The following is a 19,712-nucleotide window of genomic DNA, read 5'->3' as shown; positions in this document are numbered from 1 at the left end:
GAGAGCGTGTTTGGAAATGGTGGGTGTGTCGGGATGGTCGACACGGCTGGGGTGCTCCATCGTGGTCGGCATGCAGGAACGACCGCGCCGGTACCCCTCGGACACCAGTGATGCCCAGTGGGTGGTGATCGAGCCGTTGTTACCGCCGCTCGCGCGGCGGGGGCGGCCTGTTGCTCATGCTCGTCGGGACGTGCTGGACGCGATCTTGTATGTCGTGCGGACCGGGTGTGCCTGGCGGGCGTTGCCGGTGGACTTCCCGCCCTGGCAGACCGTCTACTGGTACTTCAACCAGTGGGAACAGCAGAAGGTCACCGAGAAGATCCTCCCGGTCGTGCGGGGGCAGTTACGTATCGCCGAGGGCCGTGATCCGGAGCCGAGTGCGGGGATCATCGATTCCCAGTCGGTCAAGGGCGCCGACACCGTCGGCCAGGACTCCCGCGGCTACGACGCCGGGAAGAAGACAGGCGGACGGAAACGGTTCATCGTGACCGACACCCTCGGTCTGCTGCTGACCACGATGGTGTGCTCGGCCTCGGTACAGGACCGCGACGGCGCCAAGCCGATCCTGCTCAACCTCTACCTGCGCACCAGGGTGCGGTTCGTCTACGCCGACGCCGGCTTCGCCGGGCGACTGCTCGACTGGGCCGCCACGATCCTGCAGACAACGATCGAGATCATCCGCAAGCCACCCGAGCAGCGCGGATTCACCGTCCTCCCACGAAGGTGGGTGGTCGAACGGACCCTGGCCTGGCTCACCGCACACCGACGCCTGGCCCGAGACTACGAACGCCACCCCACCACATCCGAAGCCATGATCCGCTGGGCCGCGATCAACACCATCACCCGCCGCATCGCCCGTGGATACCCCGCCACCCGCCAGCAGAAAACACACGACACCCTCAACCCACTAGAATTTCCAAACACGCTCTTAGTGCTTCGCCGCGGGCTGACGGAGCGCGTCGAGGAGGGCCTGTTTGTCGGCGGGGACGGCGGGCGGGAAGGTCTGCTGGGTGCCGTTGATGGCGATGGTGGCCGAGCGCAGTGGTCGGAGCTGGCGGACGACGTTGCGGATGGTGAGCCCGGTGCGGTTCTGGATCTCGCGGGCGACTGCGAGGGCGGTGAACACGATGGTCAGGTGCGCTTCGATGGACTGGCGTTGGTGGTGGAACATCGGGCGGGCGCGTAGGTCGGTTTTGCTCATCCGGAAGGACTGCTCGACGTGCCAGAGGTCGTGGTAGTCGCCGATGATCTCCCCGGCCGCTGCGCCGCCGGCCGGGATGTTGGTCACGTAGCCCTTCAACCCGACCAACCGGTATGCCCGAGCCAAGGAGGCCTCGTCCAGGGCGCGGGAGCCGTTGGTGACCTTGACGAACCGCGGTGTGCGCGCGGGCTTCTCGCCGGCGATGACCTCGCGGGCCCGGTTCTCCTGCAGGGTCAACGTGCGCCGGTCCCGGACGGCCCGCTTCGTGGAGTAGGCCCAGACCGCCCGCCAGGATCCCGGATGCTGGTTGGGGTTCCAGACGGGCTCGGCCTTGACCTTCGGGCTGTTCTCGCTGCGCCCGGTGCGGCGGTCGCGTGGTGTGAGGGTGTCGATGATCTGCCCGTCGACGAAGGCGTCGCCGTGCCAGTGGAAGTGCGACTCCAGGTCAACCGGGGCCTTGGTGAGTCGGGAGCCGACGATGAACCGCAGGCCGGCCTCGTCGAGGTCGCGCAGGTTCGCGGCCGAGAGCATCCCTGCGTCGGCGACCACGACCATCCCGCCCGGCTCGACCGGCAGCTGGTGTCGGGCCCGGAAGGCCTCGATGATCGGCAGGATCGTCGCGGTCTCGGTCTTGTTGCCCTCGAAACAGCCGATCTCGAGGGGGAACCCTGCGCGATCGACCAGCAGCCCGACGACGACCTGCGGGTCGACCCGGCGTTCCTTGGAGAACCCGACCTTGCGCAGGTCGTCCTCCTTCTCCGCCTCGAAGTAGAGGGTGGTGACGTCGTAGAGACACAACGACACATCCCCACTGCCACGGGCGTGGGTGAAGCAGGCCCTCGCGATCTCGTCGCGGTAGCTGCGCCCGGTGCAGCGCAGCAGGGTGCGGCGCATCGTCTTTTCGCTCGCCGCGGTGACGCCCAGACCGGCCAGCACCCGACCGGTGTCCAGGATGGACGTGGGCTCGACGATCCGGGCGATCACCAGGTCGCGGAACGTGTCATCAGCGACCTCTGCGAACCCGAGGCCCGCGTAGACCTCGGCGAGGATGTCGAACAGCACCCGCGACCCGGTCGTGATCACCTGCGGCGCACCCACCCGCCGGGTTGTGGTGCTCGGGGCGCGCCGCGGCATCTGGCCGAACAGCCCCTCCTGCGTGGCACCGCCGGCCGCGGTGGGCGCGATCAGCTCGGCCCGCCGGGGTGACGGCGCGACGCCCAGATCCAGGGCCTGCTGTGCAGCGTCGTCGATCAGCCCACGGGCCTGCTCGACCAGCAGGCCCAGCTCGGCCTCGGTGTGCGCTGACCCGACATGGGCCACGATCCGTCGATGGCCCTGCACGGACTCGGCGATCTGGACCGCGGTCGCCCCGGAGGCCGTCCGTACCCGCCTCACCCACGCCACCTGACCGAGCGTAGAGCACCGAATTAGTGCCTCACACCGCTCCCGCGCAAACACATCACCGCAGCTCAGCGCAGTACAAGCTGCGAAACCAGGCTCGGGTGACCAAAGTCAGGACGGGCGGTCCGGCGGGTCCGTAACGCGATCAACTCGCGAGCCAGGGTGGACACCGGGGTGGCATAGACCCACTGGTAGATCGCCTCGTGAGACACCCGGTAAGTCTCGTCGGTCGGATAGAGCCGGGGCAGACGGCCCGCGATCGAGGCCGGGGACCAGCCGATCTGCAACAACCCGGTCACTACTTCCCGCAGCCGCGGTGACCGGTCCACCGCGAACATCTTCGGCCGGGACCGCCCGACCCGCGCCGCTTCCTCAGCCGGCCCCGCCCGGTAGCCGGCCCGGCCGCCGTGACGGGCGACCTCACGAGAGATCACCGACCGATCCCGCCCCACCACCGCAGCGATGTCGCACAACCGCCGGCCAGCGGCCAACCCCGGGAGATCTCCTCCCGATCAGCCAAAGTCAACAGTTTCCGCACGTCATGATCCTGTTCCTCGCCGAACAACAAGATCAAGTGCTACGACCGCCTGAGCGCGCCTCCCTGCTGGTGGGCGTGATGGCCGGGTTCGTCGCCGTCGCAGGAATGGTGACTGCACTCGTGCGGCGCCGCCGGGACAACCGATCTGACCGACCCGATACCGGTCCGTCCGCCCGGTGAGGCCATTCTTCACGTCGTCACATCGGCCCTGACCGGCCGGAGGTTCCCGCCTCCGGCCCAGTGGCGACCTACGGCGGCACCGAGCCGCGCGGTGAAGTATCGGCAACGATGAACGGATGAGGTACGGGACGCCGGGGAGCTTCTTTCGGGACTTCACCGACGAGCGGATTACGGTCGGCGACGTCGCCCTGAGAGTGCGCTACGGCGGAGACGGTCCTGCCGTGTTGCTGCTGCACGGCCATCCCCGTACTGCGGCGACCTGGCACCGCGTCGCCCCGCTGCTGGTCGATGCCGGATACACCGTGATCTGCCCTGACCTACGCGGCTACGGCGCGTCGTCCAAGCCACCCACAACCCATGACCATGCGCCGTACTCCAAGCGAGCAATGGCAGCCGACATGAGCCGGCTGCTCGGACGGCTCGGACACAAGGATGCCGCCGTCGTCGGCCACGACCGAGGCTCGTACGTGGCGTTCCGCATGGCGATGGACACCCCACACCTCGTGTCCCGGCTCGCCGTTCTCGACAGCGTTCCGATCGGCGAGGCACTGAGAGCGTGTTTGGAAATTCTAGTGGGTTGAGGGTGTCGTGTGTTTCTGCTGGCGGGTGGCGGGGTATCCACGGGCGATGCGGCGGGTGATGGTGTTGATCGCGGCCCAGCGGATCATGGCTTCGGATGTGGTGGGGTGGCGTTCGTAGTCTCGGGCCAGGCGTCGGTGTGCGGTGAGCCAGGCCAGGGTCCGTTCGACCACCCACCTTCGTGGGAGGACGGTGAATCCGCGCTGCTCGGGTGGCTTGCGGATGATCTCGATCGTTGTCTGCAGGATCGTGGCGGCCCAGTCGAGCAGTCGCCCGGCGAAGCCGGCGTCGGCGTAGACGAACCGCACCCTGGTGCGCAGGTAGAGGTTGAGCAGGATCGGCTTGGCGCCGTCGCGGTCCTGTACCGAGGCCGAGCACACCATCGTGGTCAGCAGCAGACCGAGGGTGTCGGTCACGATGAACCGTTTCCGTCCGCCTGTCTTCTTCCCGGCGTCGTAGCCGCGGGAGTCCTGGCCGACGGTGTCGGCGCCCTTGACCGACTGGGAATCGATGATCCCCGCACTCGGCTCCGGATCACGGCCCTCGGCGATACGTAACTGCCCCCGCACGACCGGGAGGATCTTCTCGGTGACCTTCTGCTGTTCCCACTGGTTGAAGTACCAGTAGACGGTCTGCCAGGGCGGGAAGTCCACCGGCAACGCCCGCCAGGCACACCCGGTCCGCACGACATACAAGATCGCGTCCAGCACGTCCCGACGAGCATGAGCAACAGGCCGCCCCCGCCGCGCGAGCGGCGGTAACAACGGCTCGATCACCACCCACTGGGCATCACTGGTGTCCGAGGGGTACCGGCGCGGTCGTTCCTGCATGCCGACCACGATGGAGCACCCCAGCCGTGTCGACCATCCCGACACACCCACCATTTCCAAACACGCTCTAAGACAAGTGACCGAAGTCAGGCCCGTCGTGGCGGCGGTAGGCCTCCATCTGCTCCCCGGATCGTCGAACCGACCTACATCGATGAACGACCTACTGAGGCTGAGGGGCGGGCGGTGCCCGGGCACTGGGAGGGCGACCTGGTCATCGGTAAAGCAGGTAAGACCGCGGTAGCGACGCTGGTGGAGCGCACTTCGCGGTTCCTGGTCCTGGTCCCGCTGCACGGGCGTGACTCCCACACTGTGACCCGGGCGGTGGTCGCTGCGACCGCTGGGCTCCCCGAGGTGATGCGCCGCTCGCTGACCTGGGACTGCGGGGCCGAGATGGCCGCCCACCACGTGGTGTCCAAGGGCTCGATGCCGGTCTACTTCGCTCGCCCGCGCTCTCCCTGGCAGCGCGGCAGCAACGAGAACCTCAACCGCATCGTGCGCGAGTACCTCCCCAAAGGCGTGGAGATCCCCTCCGACCCCACCTACCTGTCCATGATCGCCGCCGACATCAACGACCGACCACGTAAAATCTTCGACTGGAAGAAACCCTCCGAGGTATTCAGCGAACTCATCGAGGCAAGTGCTTCCACCGCCTGAGCGCGCCGGACTGTTCCAGCGGCGAACCGGGCCGGAGTATGCCGTTCCCATCCGGATCCGGAGATCGCCGAGCATCTCCGCCCAAATCACATCAGACGACATGATCGGGCCCGGCGTACGGATCGAAGGTCGGGATCGATCGTGTCGGCGTTGCACCAACACGACGCTCCCCACGACCGCGGAAACCACCACAATGATGATCACTCGGTTCAGGACGTCGTTCGTCAGGCGGTGAGAACCACACAGGCGCGTCGGTCGCGGTCGATTGTTGTAGCGACGTTGACGAGCGATACACGAGCCCGAGGTATCCGAACTGCTTGTAGCGACTGACCCTTTGTGAATTCCGTAGCGCGAGTTCCCCATCTCGGAAGAGCCGTGACCAATCAGGCGGGTGCGGCATCGATCGATCAGTCGACGGCGTCCCTCGATAGACAGCGGGGCGTTCGCGTGCGTCATCTACCCGCGGACGCACCTTCGATGGCGGTCATCTGGGCCGACACTTCCCAGAGTCGTTCGGCGTTGGCCGGGTCGACGGCGTAGTGGCGTACGCCACCGTCGTCCATCGAGCCGTCTGGACTGGCGAGCGGCGCGATGTCACAGTTCTCGCAGTAGGCCCCACCATGGTTGGCGAGGTCCGGTGACGTCGCCGCCCAGAGGCCGGTCGCCGCGCCCTGGCTGGGCGTCTTGAGTCCGGGCGCGATGACGTTGCCCTCTGCGTCGGTCCATCCCAGCGCGACCCCTTCTTCCGGCGTGATGTCGCGCTGGAGCTCGGTGAAGATGCTCCCAAGGTGCAGGGAGAACGCGCGGATGCCCTTGTCCTTCGCGATCGCGTCGAGGTGGACGGCGAACAGCGCGTTGGCGGTCTTCGACTGCCCATAGGCGAGCCACTTGTCGTAGCCGCGCTCGAAGGCCATGTCGTCCCACCTGATGTCGGAGAGGTGGTGTCCCGCAGAGGAGTACGACACCACTCGCGCTCCGTCCGCATTCGCAAGTAGCGGGAGCAGCAGGTTCACGAGGACGAAGTGGCCGAGGTGGTTGATCGCGAACTGGCTCTCCCAACCCGGTCCGACGCGCCGCACGGGAGAAGCCATCACCCCGGCTGCAGTGATCAGCACGTCGAGCCGCGACTCGGACGCGCCCAACTGCTCGGCGGCCGCGCGTACGCTCGCGAGGTCCGCCAGGTCCATGTGCATCACAGTGAGCCTTTCCCAACCTGTTTGTGCTGGTCAGGCGGTGGTGATCATGAGGGTCTGGATCGCTGCGACGAGCTGAGCAGCCTGGGAGGGGCTGGAGCGGATCTTGCGGAGGATCTTCCAGTTCTTCAGCTCGGCGTTGACCCGCTCACCCGGTGCCCGCCGTCGGGCGTGAGCGGCGTTGACGGCCTTCTGATTCGCTGACAGGGGCCGGTGTCGAGATCGCGGCGTCGGCGTCGGTGCGGGACGGTGATCGCGGGACCGCCGCCCTGGTAGGCGGTGTCAGCGACCGCCCGCACCCCGGTGGTGTTGACCGCGTCGATGATCCCGTGGATCCGGGCAGCGCCCATGTCGTGCCGTGCCCCCGGTAGCGGCGGGGAGATCCACACCAGCCGACCCGCGGGGTCGGCGATGACCTGCACATTCAGCCCGTGACACTTGTGCTTCCCGCTATAGAACGCCCGGTCATAGCCCGAGCCCATGCCGACCCGGTCGATACGCAGCAGCGTCCCGTCCAGGATCACGAACGCCTTCCCGGCCGCGACCGTGATGGCCTGCTCCAGGGTCGGCGCGAGCGCAGCGAGCAGCCCGATCGCCTCGGCGACATACCGGGACACCGTGGACTTCCCGACTCTGAATCCGCTGGCCAGGTCGGTGTAGGTCTCGCCCTTACGTAGGTGCGCGAGCACGAGCAGGGCCTGACGGGCCGGGGTCAGGAGCCGCCACCGGGTCCCGATCCGGCGACGATGTCCGCGCAGCAGCCCGGCCAGGACACGAACCGTGCGAGTGGACATCGACATCCCGGATGGGTAGGACAACACGCGGGGCTCCTCGGTAGGCGGTGGCGCGACAGCTATCCGTCTACCAGGAGCCCCACCCATCTCACGACAAGCCACGCACCTCACACCCCTGACCAGCACAAACAGGTTGGGAAAGGCTCAGTGACGTTGCTGAGGTGTCCAAGTCGTTCGTGGGCGAGCTCGGGACGCCGCGCGGGCACTAGCACGCGCGCACCCGCCTTCACTAGGGCACGGGTTGTTTCCAGACCCAGGCCCGAGTATCCGCCCGTGACCATCGCCGTCGCGCCCCCCAGATCGACACCCGCCATCACGTCATCGGTCGTGGACGTGGCGGTGAATCCGGAGTCGAGAGGTGCCTGCACATTCGCTGTCATGCCGCCAACGTAGGAGTTAGAGTTCCCTCTAGGTCAAGGGCGAAAGAGGGTCGCATGAGTGAATCGGGACAGGCCCAGGAGATGTTCACGATCGGTGAGGTCGCTGAACGGACAGGGCTTAGTGTGCACGCGTTGCGGTACTACGAGCGTGAGAACCTGCTCGTCAGCCCCGTACGACGGACAGCCGACGGCCGACGAACATATACTGCCGCCGATATCGAGTGGCTCCGATACGGCGTCAAGCTCCGCGAATCAGGCATGCCCCTCACGGACCTCGCCCAACTCGCCGCGCTGGTCCGACAGGGGCCAGGCAACGAGAACGAACGCCTACGGATCCTCGACGCGCACCTGCATCGCATCGAGGGCCAGATTGAGGCTCTCGAGCAATCCCGCGCCCTGATCCAGTGGAAGGAGGCTTATTCAGGGCCCGTGAAATAACGATCTAGCCCGGCGTGTCGGGTTGGGCGACAGCCCGTCCATCGCGAAGATTGGTTTGTCGAATCAATCCGAGATGAATGGGCTGTCGCAGTATGTACTATACCACTGGCTTTCGGCGTGATGAGATTCAGGATCTTGCCGCTCTGGTGCATGAGCAGGATCAGCGGAACGCGACTGGCCTGCGACGGCCTTGGCCGCCGATTCTGGGATTGTTCTGGTCGGTGGTGATCACGTTGGCGTATCTGCGCGGGAATCGTGTGCAGTGGGAGTTGGCGGAAACCTACGGGGTGTCGCAGTCGACGGTCAGTCGAGCGATCGCGGGGGTGACACCGTTGCTGGCGCAGGCGCTGCGGAGTGTAGTTCCGACTGCGGAGGAGCTTCGTGCCGATCGGCAGTACATCATCGACGGAACCCTGCTGCCCTGCTGGTCATGGACCGCCGTACCAGGTCTGTGGTCGGGCAAGCATCGCACCACCGGCGTCGTCGTCCAGGTCGCAGCCACCCTGGAAGGGCAGCTGTCGTGGATCTCCGACCCGACCCCAGGCTCCCGACACGACCTACATTGCCTCGACCAATCCGGCGCCCTCGACCACCTCGCCACATACCCACCGATCGGCGATAAAGGCTACATCGGGCGCGGCATGCTCACCCCGTTCAAAAAACAACCCGGCCGGGAACTTCTCGACTGGCAGAAAACATTCAACAAGAGCCTCAACCGCACACGCGCCACCATCGAGCGAGTCATCGCCCATATCAAGTCGTGGAAAGTTCTCCACACAGACTACCGCCGACCCTACGCCACATTTAAAACGACGATCTCGGCAGTCATCGGACTCATCTTCTACGCACTTACCTGACGGAGCCTGAATAAGCCTCAAGGTCGGCTTCTACGGCGACCACCTACGGGCCGGCTCCGCGACCGGGCTATGGGACCCCACACAGGGTGACCGGACAACGCCATCCAACGTCGGCAACGTCATGGCCAGCAACACCTAGATTCGTCGCGGCTGGACCCACGCCCGGGGTTCTGCCTCGCCGCGTCGCGAATGGGATGAAAGCGGTCGCCCCGTCCGCCGCGAGCCGGCGAGCAGGACCCGTTCGCACGACCCATGGCTCCACGTCGCAGGCTCGAGGATCCGAGCGTTTCCGCTGTTCGGACCTGGAGCCGGAGGTCGGGATCGAACCGACGACCTACCGCTTACAAGGCGGTTGCTCTACCACTGAGCTACACCGGCGAGGGACCACAGCCTAACGCCCCGGCACCGTCACGACCCTCCCGCCCGCCCCCGCCGACGCCGGGTGTGGGGCCGGGCAGGGCGCCGTCGGCCCGCCCCTAGCCTGGTGCGGACAGCACCGACGGAGGGAGTGACCCGTGGCCGAGGGAACGCCGCCGGCCGACCGGTTCGCGCGGCGGTTGCGCGGCGCGCTGCGGCGTGACGCGAGACGGCTGCTCACCCCGGGTCCGTCGACGGTGCCGATGCTCATGCTCGGCCCGCAGGTCCCCGACGACGCCCGCGTGCAGGAGGTCCTGGACCTCTGCATGCGGATCGGTGAGATCGCGCTGTCCTCCGGCGAGTCGGTCGACGAGGTCACGGCGACCATGCTGCGGCTGGCCAACCTGGCGGGTCTGCCCGCCGTCGACGTGGACATCACGTTCACCTCGATCACCATGTGCTGCCACCGGGGCAACGCCGCGCAGCCGGTGACGACGATGCGGCTGGTCCGCTACCGGACGCTCGACCTCTCCCGGCTGGCCGAGACCGAGGAGATCATCCGCGAGGTCGAGGCGGGGCGGCTCGACGTGCGGGCGGCGTCGTCGAAGGTGTCGGAGGTGGTGCGGCATCCGCACCCGTACCCGCGCTGGGTGGCGACGTTCGGCTGGGCCGCGCTGGCCGCGTCGATCGCCCTGCTGCTCGGCGGCGGCCCGCTGACCGCGACGACGGCGTTCGTCACCACCGCGATCATCGACCGGATCGGACGGGTGCTGGCGCGGCGCGGGGTCGCGGCGTTCTTCCAGCAGGTGGTCGGCGGGTTCCTCGTCACCGCCTCGACGGTGGCCCTGGTGCAGCTGGAGGTGTTCCCGCCGGGCACCCGGGCGTCCTACGTCGTCGCGGCCGGCATCACGGTGCTGCTGTCCGGGCTGAGTGTGGTCTCGACCGTGCAGGACGCGCTGACCGGTTACTACCTGACCGCGGCCGCGCGCATGGTGGAGATCTCGTTGCTGTCGGCGGGGCTGCTGACCGGCGTCGTGCTGGGGCTGCAGCTGGGGCTCGCGATGGGCACCCAGATCGAGGTGTCCGGGGACCTGCCGTCCGGTCCCGGCCAGTTCGGGCTGTCGCTGGTCTCCGGTGCGCTGGCGGCGGCGTTCTACGCGCTCGCCGGGTACGCGCCACTGCGGTCGTTGCCGATCGCGGGCGCGGTCGGCGCGTCGAGCTGGCTCGTCTACGGCCTGCTCACGCAGAACGCCGGGCTCGGGCAGGTGCCGGCGACCGGGGCCGCTGCGCTCGTCGTCGGCCTGGCGGCGGGCCTGCTGCGCCGGGGCACCCAGACCCCGCCGATGGTCGTCACCCTCGCCGGGGTCACACCGCTGCTGCCCGGTCTGGCCGCCTACCGCGGCTTCTACCAGCTGGCGATCGAGGGGCCGTCCGAGGGACTGGTGACGATCACGATCGCGCTGGCCGTCGGGCTGGCGCTGGCCGCGGGCGTCGCCCTGGGGCAGTTCGTGGCCAGCCCGCGCCGCCGCCCGGAGGACCGGCCCGGCGGGGCCGAGAACTCACCCACCGGCGGAGCGGCCGTCGGCTCCCCGGTGTCGGACGGCACGGCCGACGGCGCCGATCCGAAGTAGGGTCGGCGCGAGGGTCGAGCGTCGAGGAGGGCGTGTGTCCACAGGGGAACCGGTGTCGGCGGCGGATCTGGTGGTGGTGGCCAACAGGCTCCCCGTGGACCTGGAGCGGCACCCGGACGGCAGCACCACCTGGCGACGCAGCCCGGGCGGCCTGGTCACGGCGCTGGAGCCGACCCTGCGGGCCCGGGAGGGCGCCTGGGTCGGCTGGCCGGGCGTCGCCGACGCCGAGGTCGAGCCCTTCGCCGAGGACGGCCTGTCGCTGTTCCCGGTGACGCTCACCGCGAGCGAGGTCACCGACTACTACGAGGGCTTCTCCAACGGCACGCTGTGGCCGCTCTACCACGACGTCGTCGCGCCGCCGCAGTTCCACCGGCACTGGTGGCGCGCCTACACCGCGGTGAACCAGCGCTTCGCCGAGGAGGTCGCGAAGATCGCCGCGCACGGCGCGACGGTCTGGGTGCAGGACTACCAGCTGCAGCTCGTCCCGGGGAAGCTGCGCGAGCTGCGCCCGGACCTGCGGATCGACTTCTTCCTGCACATCCCGTTCCCGCCGGTCGAGCTGTTCCGCCAGCTGCCGTGGCGGACCCGGATCATGGAGGGGCTGCTCGGCGCGGACCTGGTCGGCTTCCACACCGACGGCGGCGTCCGCAACTTCCACTGGCTCGCCCAGGAGCTCGCCGGGGCCGTCTCCGAGCGCGACCCCGAGGTGCTCCGCCACGGCGGCCGGCGTATCCGGCTCGGCGCCTTCCCGATCTCGATCGACTCGCACCGGCTCGACGAGCTGGCCCGCACCCCCGAGGTGGAGAAGCGCGCCGCGCAGATCCGCGAGGAGCTGGGCAGCCCGCGCAAGATCGTCCTGGGCGTCGACCGGCTCGACTACACCAAGGGCATCGACGTCCGGCTGCGCGCCTTCCACGAACTCCTGGAGGAGCAGCGGGTGACCGTGGACGACGCCGTCATGATCCAGCTGGCGACGCCGTCGCGCGAGCGGGTCGAGCACTACCAGCAGATGCGCGCCGACATCGAGCAGGCCGTCGGGCGGATCAACGGCGAGTTCGCCCGCGTCGGGCACCCGGCGGTGCACTACCTGCACCGGTCGCTGCCGCGCGAGGAGCTTGCCGCGTTCTTCCTCGCCGCCGACGTCATGCTCGTGACCCCGCTGCGCGACGGCATGAACCTCGTCGCCAAGGAGTACGTCGCCTGCCGCCCGGACGACGGCGGCTGTCTCGTGCTGTCCGAGTTCGCCGGCGCCGCGATCGAGCTGACCAGTGCCCTGCTGGTGAACCCGCACGACACCGACGGCGTCAAGGAGGCGCTGTACGCGGCGCTGACCATGAACGCCGAGGAGGGCAGGAAACGGATGCGCACCCTGCGCAGACAGGTCCTCGACCACGACGTCGACCGCTGGGCGACCTCGTTCCTGGAGGCGCTCGGGATCCGGGTGGAGCAGTGAGCCTCGACGACGCGCTGACCCGCCTCGCCCGGGTGCCGCGGCTGCTCGTCGCGCTCGACTTCGACGGCGTGCTGGCCCCGCTGGTCGACGACCCGTCGGCGTCCCGGCCGCTGCCGGCCGCCGCCGACGCCGTCCGTCGTCTCGCCGCGCTCGACGACACGACCGTGGTGATGCTGTCCGGGCGTGGCCGCGACGACCTCGCGGCCGTCTCCGGGTTCGGCCCGCCGGTCGGGCTGGTGGGCAGCCACGGCGCCGAGTACGACGACGAGCTCGGCGCGTTGCTCGGCCGCGGCGGCCTCCTCACCGCCGAGCAGGAGCAGCGGCGCGCGACGCTGCTCGACGGCCTGCGCGCCGTGGTCGACGGGACTCCCGGGGCGCGGCTGGAGACCAAGCCCGCGGGCGGTGCGGTGCACGTGCGCGGGATGGACCCGGCCGCCGGGACGGCCCTGCTGGAACGGGTCCGCGCCGACTGGGTCCGGGACGGGGTGGACGCCACCGCCGGCAAGGACGTGCTGGACCTGGCGGTCGTCGAGACGACGAAGGGGTCCGCGGTCGACGCGCTGCGGGCAGCGCTGGGCGTCGACGCGGTGCTGTTCGGCGGCGACGACGTCACCGACGAGACCGCGTTCCGGGTGCTGGGCGACGGCGACGTCGGGATCAAGGTCGGCGACGGCGACACCGCCGCCGGGTACCGGGTCGCCGACCCGCAGGAGATGGCCGCGGTCCTGCAACGTCTCGCCGCGCTGCGCACCGGGGCGTGACGGGGCCGGGTCAGTCGAGGTCGGCCAGCGCGGCCGGGGGCTCGCGGCACGGGTCGTCGGCGGCGGGCAGGTCGGAGGCGTTGCCCGCGATGCCGATGCCCTCGGTCGCGGCGAGCCCGCCCATCTGGGCGTACCAGCGCGGGGCGCGCTCGCGGGCGTGCCAGTAGCCCTTCGCGCTGATCCAGCCGCGCTCGCCGGGGTCGGCGACGCCGTTGCCGTTGGCGTCGCCGAGGAAGCGCATGCCACCTCCGGGGGCGCGCTCGACGTGCAGCGGGGACGGCAGCAGCCCGACGAGCTGGGCGGACTCGTCGACGCTGAGCGAGCGGCTGGACTTGCCGAAGTAGTACCAGGACGCGGCGCAGACGCCGTAGACGCGCGGCGCGAACTGCGCGACGTTGACGTAGATCTCCAGGATCCGCCGCTTGGACATGACGATCTCCATCGTCTCGGCCGGCGGGATCTCCAGTGCCTTGCGGAGCGGTTCGAGCGGCGGGTAACGACCGGCCCACAGGAACAGGTTCTTCGAGGTCTGCTGGGTGATCGTCGACCCGGACGGGTCGTCGGTGCCGTCCAGGTACGCCTGGACGCGCGCCCACTGCATCCCGTAGTCGACGGCGAGCGTCCGCTCCGGGAACTGCTGGTCCTCCTGCCCCATCACCACGACCAGGAAGTTGCGCGACACGTGCTCGGCGTCGGTCCACTGCGCGACGGTCGGCCCGAAGTTCCACAGCCGGAACATCGTGTACGGCGGGTTGACCAGCGTGAACAGCAGTACCAGGACCAGCGGGACGGTCTGGGCGACCAGCGCCCAGCGCAGCACCCTGCGCAGCCGGGCCCGGGTCGACGGCGGCGGGGTCCCCGGTGGCCGCTGCGGTCGCAGCCGGCGCAGCCGTTCCCGCAGCGCCGCGACCTGCGGCCCGATCGGGCGGCGCGAGGGGCGGCCGACCTCCGGCCGGGGTTCCGGGACCGCCGCTCCGCGTCGCGGGGGCGGGCCGCTCCGGCGGACGCCGCGGCGGGAGGGCAGGGGTCGCTGGGCGGGGTGGAGCACCTCCGGCGCCTGCGATGCCTCGTCCCGGCGCCGGTCGGCGTCCACGCGGTCGTCGGCCGGTGGGACCGGCCGTGGGGCGGCCGGGGGTAACGCCGGGCCGCGGCGGGGCGGGACGACGCGCGGTGCGGGCGGCGCGGAACGCCCGGTGGGCGGGGCCGGCGGCGCGGACGGCGACGCGGGACCCCGGCCGGCGACGCGCGGGGGTCCGCCCCGTCCCGGGCCGCGCTGGTCCGACGGGGCGGGCCGGGCGCCGCCCGGTCCCGGGGCTCGCGCGGGGTCCGGGCCGGCAGGGCGCGGCGGACCCGACGGCGGGCGCGGTGCGGCGGGCGGAGACGCCGGCGGCGGCACGGCGGAGCGTCCGTGCGGCGGGCCGCGGCGCGGGCGTCGGGGCGGGCCGGCGTCGTTCAACCCAGCCTCCCCCTCGCCCGGTCCGGCCACCCGGACGGGCGACCCGAACCCGACGATACCGACGGGCCGGGACGATCCGTCGCCGGTCGGGTCAGCGCGGCGGGCCGCAGGCCGGGTCGACGGCGTCGAGCACCTCGACCGGGTCACCGACGGTGATCTCCGCGCCCGGGTCGTCCGGGATCAGGTTGACCCCGAACCACACCTTGCCGTCGAACCGCCGGTGCCGGGCCAGGGTCGCCATCGGCTCGCGGCCCTTGGCCGCCGTCTCCGGGTCGACGGTGGTGAGCACGCAGCGGGCGCAGCCCTTCGCCACCCGGAACTCCGCGGCGCCGATCCGGATGCGCCGCCAGCCGTCCTCGGCCCACGCGGGTGCGCCCTCGACGACGGCGTTCGGCCGGAACCGGGTCATCGGCAGCGGCGCCTCCGCCGCGTGCCTGCCCTCGGCGACCAGTGCGTTCAGCGCGTCGAGCGAGGCGCCGGAGGTGAGCAGCAGCGGGTAGCCGTCGGCGAAGGAGACGCGGTCGTCGTCATGGGAGAAGTCCGGGTCGGGACGGCGCCGGGCCGGGTCGTCGAGGTGGAGCAGCCGCACCGGGGAGCCGAGCAGGTCCGAGAACCAGGCGTCGGCCTCGGAGCCGGCCGGGACGCCCGCGGTGTCCCAGCGGTGCACGCGGGCTGGCAGCGGCTCGCCGTCGGGCACCGGGACGGTCAGCGGCGGCATCCCCGGCCCGGTCAGGCGGAGCCCGTCGGCGGCGGGGTGGGTGCGACGAGCACGAGCCGGGGATGGGTGCGCGCGGTGACCACGGCGCCGTCGTCGCGGACGAGCATCCACCGCCGGTCCCCGGCGAGACCGGCCCGTTCGACGACGGCGCGCGCCACCTCGGCACCCCGGCAGGACTTCACCGGGTAGCGCCGCAGCCCGGACAGACTCACCATCCGGAGAAGAACTCCCCGGACTGACGCAGTTCCCGGGTGGTCGACCCGACGATCAGCTCGGTCGGGAGGGTGACGTACTCGGGGACGTGGCGGTCGCCGCGCTCGAGCAGCAGCCGCCCGGTCTCGAGGCCCTTCTCCCGGAACGGCTGGCGGACCGTGGTCAGGCCGAGGCGCTCGGCCTCGGGCACGCCGTCGAACCCGGCGACCGAGAGGTCCTCGGGGACCCGCACGCCGCGGTCGCGGGCCTCGCGCAGCGCGCCGAGGGCGAGGATGTCGGAGGTACACACCAGCGCGGTGATGCCGGGGTGCGACGCCAGGAGGGTGGCCGCACCGTCCGCGCCGGCGTCGAGGGAGTGCTCGAACCGCTCGATGACCGGGACGTCGGCCCAGTCGACACCGGCCTCGGTGAACGCCGCGCGCAGCCCGGCGAGGCGCTCGCGCTGCACGGCGTAGGAGCTCCCCTCCTGGCGTGCGATGTCGGCCGGGCCGTCGTGCCGGTGCGACGACAGGCGCATGCAGAGCACGCCGACGCGGCGGTGGCCGAGCTCGACGAGGTGCCGGCCGAGCGCGAGGGTGCCGGCGCGGTCGTCGACGCCGACCCGGTCCACGCCGGTGATCCCGGTGGGCTGGTCGCAGACCACCGTCGGCACCGGGCGCTGCAGGACGGCCCGGAAGTGCGGGTCGTCCTCGCTGACCGAGTAGACGACGAACCCGTCGACCCCGGCCTGGTAGACCGCGTCGACGTCGGAGCGCTCCGGGCTGACCGGGATCAGCAGCAGCCCGGTGCCCGCCTTCTCGCAGGCCAGGGCGAGCCCCTCCAGGAAGCCGGTGGCGCCCGGGTCGCGGAAGGCGTAGCTGAGCGCCTCGGTGCAGCGAGGCCGACCGCACCGGCACGCCGGGTGCGCAGTGAGCGGGCGACCGGGTCCGGGCCCGGGTAGCCGAGCCGGCGGGCCGCCTCCAGGACGCGCTCGCGCAGCGGCGCGGACAGCTGGTCGGGCCGGTTGTAGGCGTTCGACACGGTCGTCCGCGAGACCCCGAGCTCGGCGGCCAGCGACGCCAGCGTCGCCGGGCGCCGCGGGTGCTGGGGTCCGGTCATTCCCCGAACGGTAGCGGCGCGGTCACGCACGTGAAAGTCGGCCCCGACCGGCCGCGACGGGATCACACGGCGGGCGCGGGCCCGGCGCGCCGTGCAACGGTAGAGTGAATCTGAGAATGATTTCCAATAAATGTATGCCGATGTGTTGATGGGAGTTCCGTCCGTGTCCCGATCCCCGCTCCGCCCGGCCGCGCTCGTGGCCGGGCTGGCCGCACTCGCCCTGGGGCTGACCGCCTGCGGCTCCGGCCAGGTCGACGCCCCCACCAGCGCCGACACCCCGCAGGTGAAGATCGTCGCCTCCACCGACGCCTGGGGGCCGTCGCCCGCGCCGTGGGCGGCAACTACGCCCAGGTCCAGTCGATCATCAGCTCCCCCGACGTCGACCCGCACGGCTACGAGCCCACCCCGCAGAACGCGGCCACCGTCGGCGAGGCCCAGCTGCTGCTCATGAACGGCGGCGGGTACGACGCCTTCATGACCGACCTCGTCTCCGCCTCCGGCAACAAGGCCCCGCTGATCGACGCCGTCGAGGTCTCCGGCATCGAGGGGGCCCAGGAGGCCGCCGCGGACGACCATGGCCACGACCACGCCGCCGAGCCGACCACCGGCGCCGACCACGACCACGCCGGTGAGGCCGGGGCCGAGCCCGCCGCGGGCGCCGAGCACGAGCACGAGCACGGCTCGTTCAACGAGCACGTCTGGTACGACCCGGCCGCGGTCGGCCGGGTCGCCGACCAGCTCGCCGAGCAGCTCGGCCGGATCGACCCGAGCGCCGCGGAGTACTTCCGCACCAACGCCCAGACCCTCCAGGGCGGCGTCGCCCAGCTGACGTCGAAGGCCACCGAGATCGGCCGTGCACACCCGGGTGCCCGGGTCGCCGTCACCGAGCCGGTGCCCGACTACCTGCTGCAGGCCGCCGGGATCGCGAACGCCACCCCGCAGGAGTTCTCCTCGGCCGTCGAGGAGGGCACCGACCCGCCGGCCGCCGTCGTCGCGCAGATGCTGGGGCTGTTCACCGCCCAGCCGCCGGTCGACGCGCTGATCCTGAACAGCCAGACGACCTCGCCGACCACCGACCAGGTCCGCGACGCGCCCAGAAGGCGAACGTTTCGGTGATCCAGATGTCGGAGACCCTGCCCGCGGGCACCACCGACTGGGTGCAGTGGATGAACGCCAACCTGGACGAGCTGTCCGCGGCGCTGAACCGCTGACATGGGATTCCCGGAACGGTCCGCGCTGTCGCTGCGCGGGGCAGGCCTGCGGTTCGGGGACCGGACCCTGTGGTCCGGCCTCGACCTGGACGTCGCACCCGGCGAGTTCGTCGCCGTCCTCGGTCCGAACGGCTCCGGCAAGACGACGCTGATGCGCGTCCTGCTGGGGCTGCTCCCGCTGTCCGAGGGCACCGTGACCGTCGGCGGGCACACCCCGCGACGCGGCAGCCCCGAGATCGGCTACGTCCCGCAGCAGCAGCCGCTGGACCCGGACCTGCCGCTGCGCGGGCGCGACCTCGTCGGTCTCGGTCCTCGACGGGCACCGCTTCGGCCTCGGCCTGGGGCGGCGACGCGAGCGGCGCGAGCGGGTCGACCGCGCGCTGTCCCAGGTCGGCGGCACCGGGTACGCCGACGCCCCGGTCGGGCGGCTGTCCGGCGGCGAGCAGCAACGGCTGCGGGTCGCGCAGGCACTCGTCGGGGACCCGGCGGTGCTGCTGTGCGACGAGCCCCTGCTCAGCCTGGACCTGTCCCACCAGCGGATCGTGACCCGGCTGATCGACGAGCGCCGCCGCGCCGCGGACACCGCGGTGCTGTTCGTGACCCACGAGATCAACCCGGTGCTGCCGCTGGTGGACCGGGTGCTCTACCTCGTCGACGGCCGGTTCTCGATCGGGACCACCGACGAGGTCATGACCTCGGAGACGCTGTCGCGGCTCTACCGCACCGACGTCGACGTGCTGCGGGTCCGGGACCGGCTGGTCGTGGTCGGGGCCGACGACTCGCCGGTCACCCGCGACGAGCACGCCGAGCACGGCGTCACCGCGGTCGGGGGTGGCGCGTGACCGAGTTCCTGGCCCGGATCCTCGATCTGTCCGGCACCGGCGCGCTGCTGGGCTACCCGTTCGTCCGCAACGCGCTCATCGCCTGCGCGGTGCTCGGGCTGGTCGCCGGGCTGCTCGCCCCGCTGATCGTCAGCCGCGGGATGGCCTTCGCCGTGCACGGCACCGCCGAGCTGGCCTTCACCGGCGCCGCGGCCGGGCTGCTGCTCGGCGTCGCCGTCGGGGTGGGAGCGGTGGTGGGCGCCGTCGTCGCCGCGGTGATCTTCGGTGTGCTGGGGCTGCGGCAACGCGAGCGGGACTCCGCGATCGGCGTGGTGATGGCGTTCGGGCTCGGCCTGGGCGTGCTCTTCCTGGCCCTCTACGACGGCCGCTCCTCCAACCGCTTCGGCCTGCTCACCGGCTCGATCGTCTCGGTCGACCAGCAGAACCTGTGGGTGCTGGGGGTCGTCGCGGCCATCGTGCTCGCGTCGCTGGCGGTGCTCTACCGGCCGCTGCTGTTCGCCAGCACCGACCCCGACGTCGCGGTGGCGCGCGGCGTGCCCGTCCGCGCGCTGACCCTGGTGTTCAGCGTGCTGATCGGGCTGGTGACGGCGCTGGCCGTGCCGATCGTCGGCGCGATCCTGGTGCTGTCGGTGCTGATCGTGCCCGGCGCCGCGGCGAACCGGGTCACCGCGAACCCGCTGCTGGCGACCGTCATCGCGATCGTCATCGCGGAGGTCGCACTGGTCGGCGGGACGATCCTGTCGCTGGCGCCGGGGCTGCCGATCTCGGCCTACGTGGCGACCATCGGGTTCGTCGCCTACCTGCTGTGCCGCCTGGTGGGCCGGCTGCGCGGCCGAGGCCCGGTCCGCGCCTGATCCGCACGGCGCGCGGTGATCCGCTGTTCGCGCGCCTCCGGACGCGCGCGGGGAGCAGATCACCGCGCGTCGC

General features: G+C 71.0%; 15 protein-coding genes, 1 tRNA gene and 6 pseudogenes. 11 read left to right on the top strand and 11 right to left on the bottom strand.

The features are described 5' to 3' along the window. Positions 1–16: 16 nt before the first annotated feature. Positions 17–772, top strand: a pseudogene (locus KPL57_RS15345) (IS5 family transposase); the annotation flags it as partial. 156 nt (positions 773–928) lie between these two features. Here KPL57_RS15345 and KPL57_RS15340 read toward each other — a convergent pair. Beyond that, positions 929–2,605 (bottom strand): IS1634 family transposase, encoded by a 1,677-nt coding sequence (locus tag KPL57_RS15340; RefSeq protein WP_226350710.1) that lies wholly within the window; start codon positions 2,603–2,605, stop codon positions 929–931. A 65-nt stretch (positions 2,606–2,670) separates the two neighbouring features. After that, positions 2,671–3,036, bottom strand: coding sequence for a transposase (locus KPL57_RS15335; RefSeq protein ID WP_374203724.1), 366 nt, complete (start codon positions 3,034–3,036; stop codon positions 2,671–2,673). Between the two features lie 400 nt (positions 3,037–3,436). Between KPL57_RS15335 and KPL57_RS15330 the strand changes: the two genes are divergently transcribed. Then, the gene (locus tag KPL57_RS15330; protein ID WP_374203723.1) at positions 3,437–3,901 is read left to right on the top strand and encodes an alpha/beta fold hydrolase; all 465 of its coding nucleotides are present in this window, start codon (positions 3,437–3,439) and stop codon (positions 3,899–3,901) included. On the opposite strand, the pseudogene KPL57_RS15325 reads toward KPL57_RS15330, so the two are convergent. After that, positions 3,874–4,783, bottom strand: a pseudogene (locus tag KPL57_RS15325) (IS5 family transposase); the annotation flags it as partial. The gene KPL57_RS15330 and the pseudogene KPL57_RS15325 overlap by 28 nt on opposite strands. On the opposite strand from KPL57_RS15325, the gene KPL57_RS15320 reads away from it, so the two are divergent. Further along, a complete protein-coding gene (locus tag KPL57_RS15320; protein WP_308252886.1) occupies positions 4,682–5,383 on the top strand; it encodes an IS30 family transposase in 702 nt (233 codons plus the stop codon). The pseudogene KPL57_RS15325 and the gene KPL57_RS15320 sit on opposite strands and share 102 nt — an antisense overlap. 452 nt (positions 5,384–5,835) lie before the next feature. Here the strand turns inward: KPL57_RS15320 and KPL57_RS15315 are convergent, their stop codons facing one another. From KPL57_RS15315 to KPL57_RS72195, 3 genes and pseudogenes are all read right to left on the bottom strand, one after another. Continuing rightward, a complete protein-coding gene (locus tag KPL57_RS15315; protein ID WP_226352122.1) occupies positions 5,836–6,576 on the bottom strand; it encodes an SDR family NAD(P)-dependent oxidoreductase in 741 nt (246 codons plus the stop codon). A gap of 33 nt (positions 6,577–6,609) precedes the next feature. Next, a pseudogene (locus KPL57_RS15310) lies at positions 6,610–7,397 on the bottom strand (transposase family protein). An 80-nt stretch (positions 7,398–7,477) separates the two neighbouring features. Then, on the bottom strand, positions 7,478–7,651 hold the full coding sequence (locus tag KPL57_RS72195) for an SDR family NAD(P)-dependent oxidoreductase (protein ID WP_374203727.1): 174 nt from the start codon (positions 7,649–7,651) through the stop codon (positions 7,478–7,480). A gap of 153 nt (positions 7,652–7,804) precedes the next feature. Here KPL57_RS72195 and KPL57_RS15300 point away from each other — a divergent pair, with 153 nt between their 5' ends. Together KPL57_RS15300 and KPL57_RS15295 are read left to right on the top strand one after the other, a co-directional pair. Beyond that, positions 7,805–8,188, top strand: coding sequence for a MerR family transcriptional regulator (locus KPL57_RS15300; RefSeq protein WP_226352121.1), 384 nt, complete (start codon positions 7,805–7,807; stop codon positions 8,186–8,188). Between the two features lie 92 nt (positions 8,189–8,280). Continuing rightward, on the top strand, positions 8,281–9,045 hold the full coding sequence (locus KPL57_RS15295) for a transposase family protein (RefSeq protein WP_226350834.1): 765 nt from the start codon (positions 8,281–8,283) through the stop codon (positions 9,043–9,045). 303 nt (positions 9,046–9,348) lie between these two features. Here the strand turns inward: KPL57_RS15295 and KPL57_RS15290 are convergent. Further along, a tRNA-Thr gene (locus tag KPL57_RS15290) sits at positions 9,349–9,423 on the bottom strand. 137 nt (positions 9,424–9,560) lie between these two features. On the opposite strand from KPL57_RS15290, the gene KPL57_RS15285 reads away from it, so the two are divergent. Genes KPL57_RS15285 through otsB form a run of 3 tightly spaced genes read left to right on the top strand, consistent with a single transcriptional unit; the run spans position 9,561 to position 13,247 of the window. Beyond that, positions 9,561–11,033 (top strand): threonine/serine exporter ThrE family protein, encoded by a 1,473-nt coding sequence (locus KPL57_RS15285; RefSeq protein WP_075309711.1) that lies wholly within the window; start codon positions 9,561–9,563, stop codon positions 11,031–11,033. A gap of 34 nt (positions 11,034–11,067) precedes the next feature. Next, a complete protein-coding gene (locus KPL57_RS15280; RefSeq protein ID WP_226352120.1) occupies positions 11,068–12,486 on the top strand; it encodes a trehalose-6-phosphate synthase in 1,419 nt (472 codons plus the stop codon). Continuing rightward, positions 12,483–13,247 carry a trehalose-phosphatase gene (gene otsB / locus KPL57_RS15275; protein ID WP_020627144.1) on the top strand — a complete coding sequence of 255 codons (765 nt, stop codon included), beginning with the start codon at positions 12,483–12,485 and terminating at the stop codon, positions 13,245–13,247. Before KPL57_RS15280 ends, otsB begins: the two co-directional genes overlap by 4 nt. Before the next feature lie 10 nt (positions 13,248–13,257). On the opposite strand, the gene KPL57_RS15270 is transcribed toward otsB, so the two are convergent. From KPL57_RS15270 to KPL57_RS15255, 4 genes and pseudogenes are all read right to left on the bottom strand, one after another. Continuing rightward, positions 13,258–14,340 (bottom strand): transglycosylase domain-containing protein, encoded by a 1,083-nt coding sequence (locus KPL57_RS15270; protein WP_226352119.1) that lies wholly within the window; start codon positions 14,338–14,340, stop codon positions 13,258–13,260. Between the two features lie 454 nt (positions 14,341–14,794). Beyond that, positions 14,795–15,292, bottom strand: a complete 498-nt coding sequence (locus KPL57_RS15265; RefSeq protein ID WP_226352130.1) for an MOSC domain-containing protein — start codon at positions 15,290–15,292, stop codon at positions 14,795–14,797. 63 nt (positions 15,293–15,355) lie between these two features. Then, positions 15,356–15,636: pseudogene (locus KPL57_RS15260) on the bottom strand (MOSC domain-containing protein); the annotation flags it as partial. Further along, a pseudogene (locus KPL57_RS15255) lies at positions 15,630–16,732 on the bottom strand (LacI family DNA-binding transcriptional regulator). The pseudogenes KPL57_RS15255 and KPL57_RS15260, both read right to left, overlap by 7 nt. Positions 16,733–16,858: 126 nt before the next feature. Here KPL57_RS15255 and KPL57_RS15250 point away from each other — a divergent pair. From KPL57_RS15250 to KPL57_RS15240, 3 genes and pseudogenes are all read left to right on the top strand, one after another. Beyond that, entirely contained in the window at positions 16,859–17,848 is a 990-nt protein-coding gene (locus KPL57_RS15250; protein ID WP_308252885.1) for a metal ABC transporter solute-binding protein, Zn/Mn family, read from the top strand. A gap of 96 nt (positions 17,849–17,944) precedes the next feature. After that, a pseudogene (locus KPL57_RS15245) lies at positions 17,945–18,785 on the top strand (metal ABC transporter ATP-binding protein). Continuing rightward, entirely contained in the window at positions 18,782–19,639 is an 858-nt protein-coding gene (locus KPL57_RS15240) for a metal ABC transporter permease (protein ID WP_374111644.1), read from the top strand. Before KPL57_RS15245 ends, KPL57_RS15240 begins: the two are co-directional and overlap by 4 nt. Positions 19,640–19,712 lie beyond the last annotated feature (73 nt).

This window comes from Pseudonocardia sp. ICBG601, from assembly GCF_020496245.1.
The sequence above is the reverse complement of the archived record's forward strand: the minus strand, read 5'-3'. Positions and strand labels throughout refer to the sequence as shown.

What these genes read in the sequence shown, in the direction of transcription:
- KPL57_RS15300 (WP_226352121.1), top strand. Translation starts at nt 7,805, where the DNA reads ATGAGTGAATCGGGACAGGCCCAGGAGATGTTCACGATCGGTGAGGTC.
- KPL57_RS15330 (WP_374203723.1), top strand. Translation starts at nt 3,437, where the DNA reads ATGAGGTACGGGACGCCGGGGAGCTTCTTTCGGGACTTCACCGACGAG.
- KPL57_RS72195 (WP_374203727.1), bottom strand. Translation starts at nt 7,651, where the DNA reads ATGGTCACGGGCGGATACTCGGGCCTGGGTCTGGAAACAACCCGTGCC.
- KPL57_RS15295 (WP_226350834.1), top strand. Translation starts at nt 8,281, where the DNA reads ATGTACTATACCACTGGCTTTCGGCGTGATGAGATTCAGGATCTTGCC.
- KPL57_RS15315 (WP_226352122.1), bottom strand. Translation starts at nt 6,576, where the DNA reads ATGCACATGGACCTGGCGGACCTCGCGAGCGTACGCGCGGCCGCCGAG.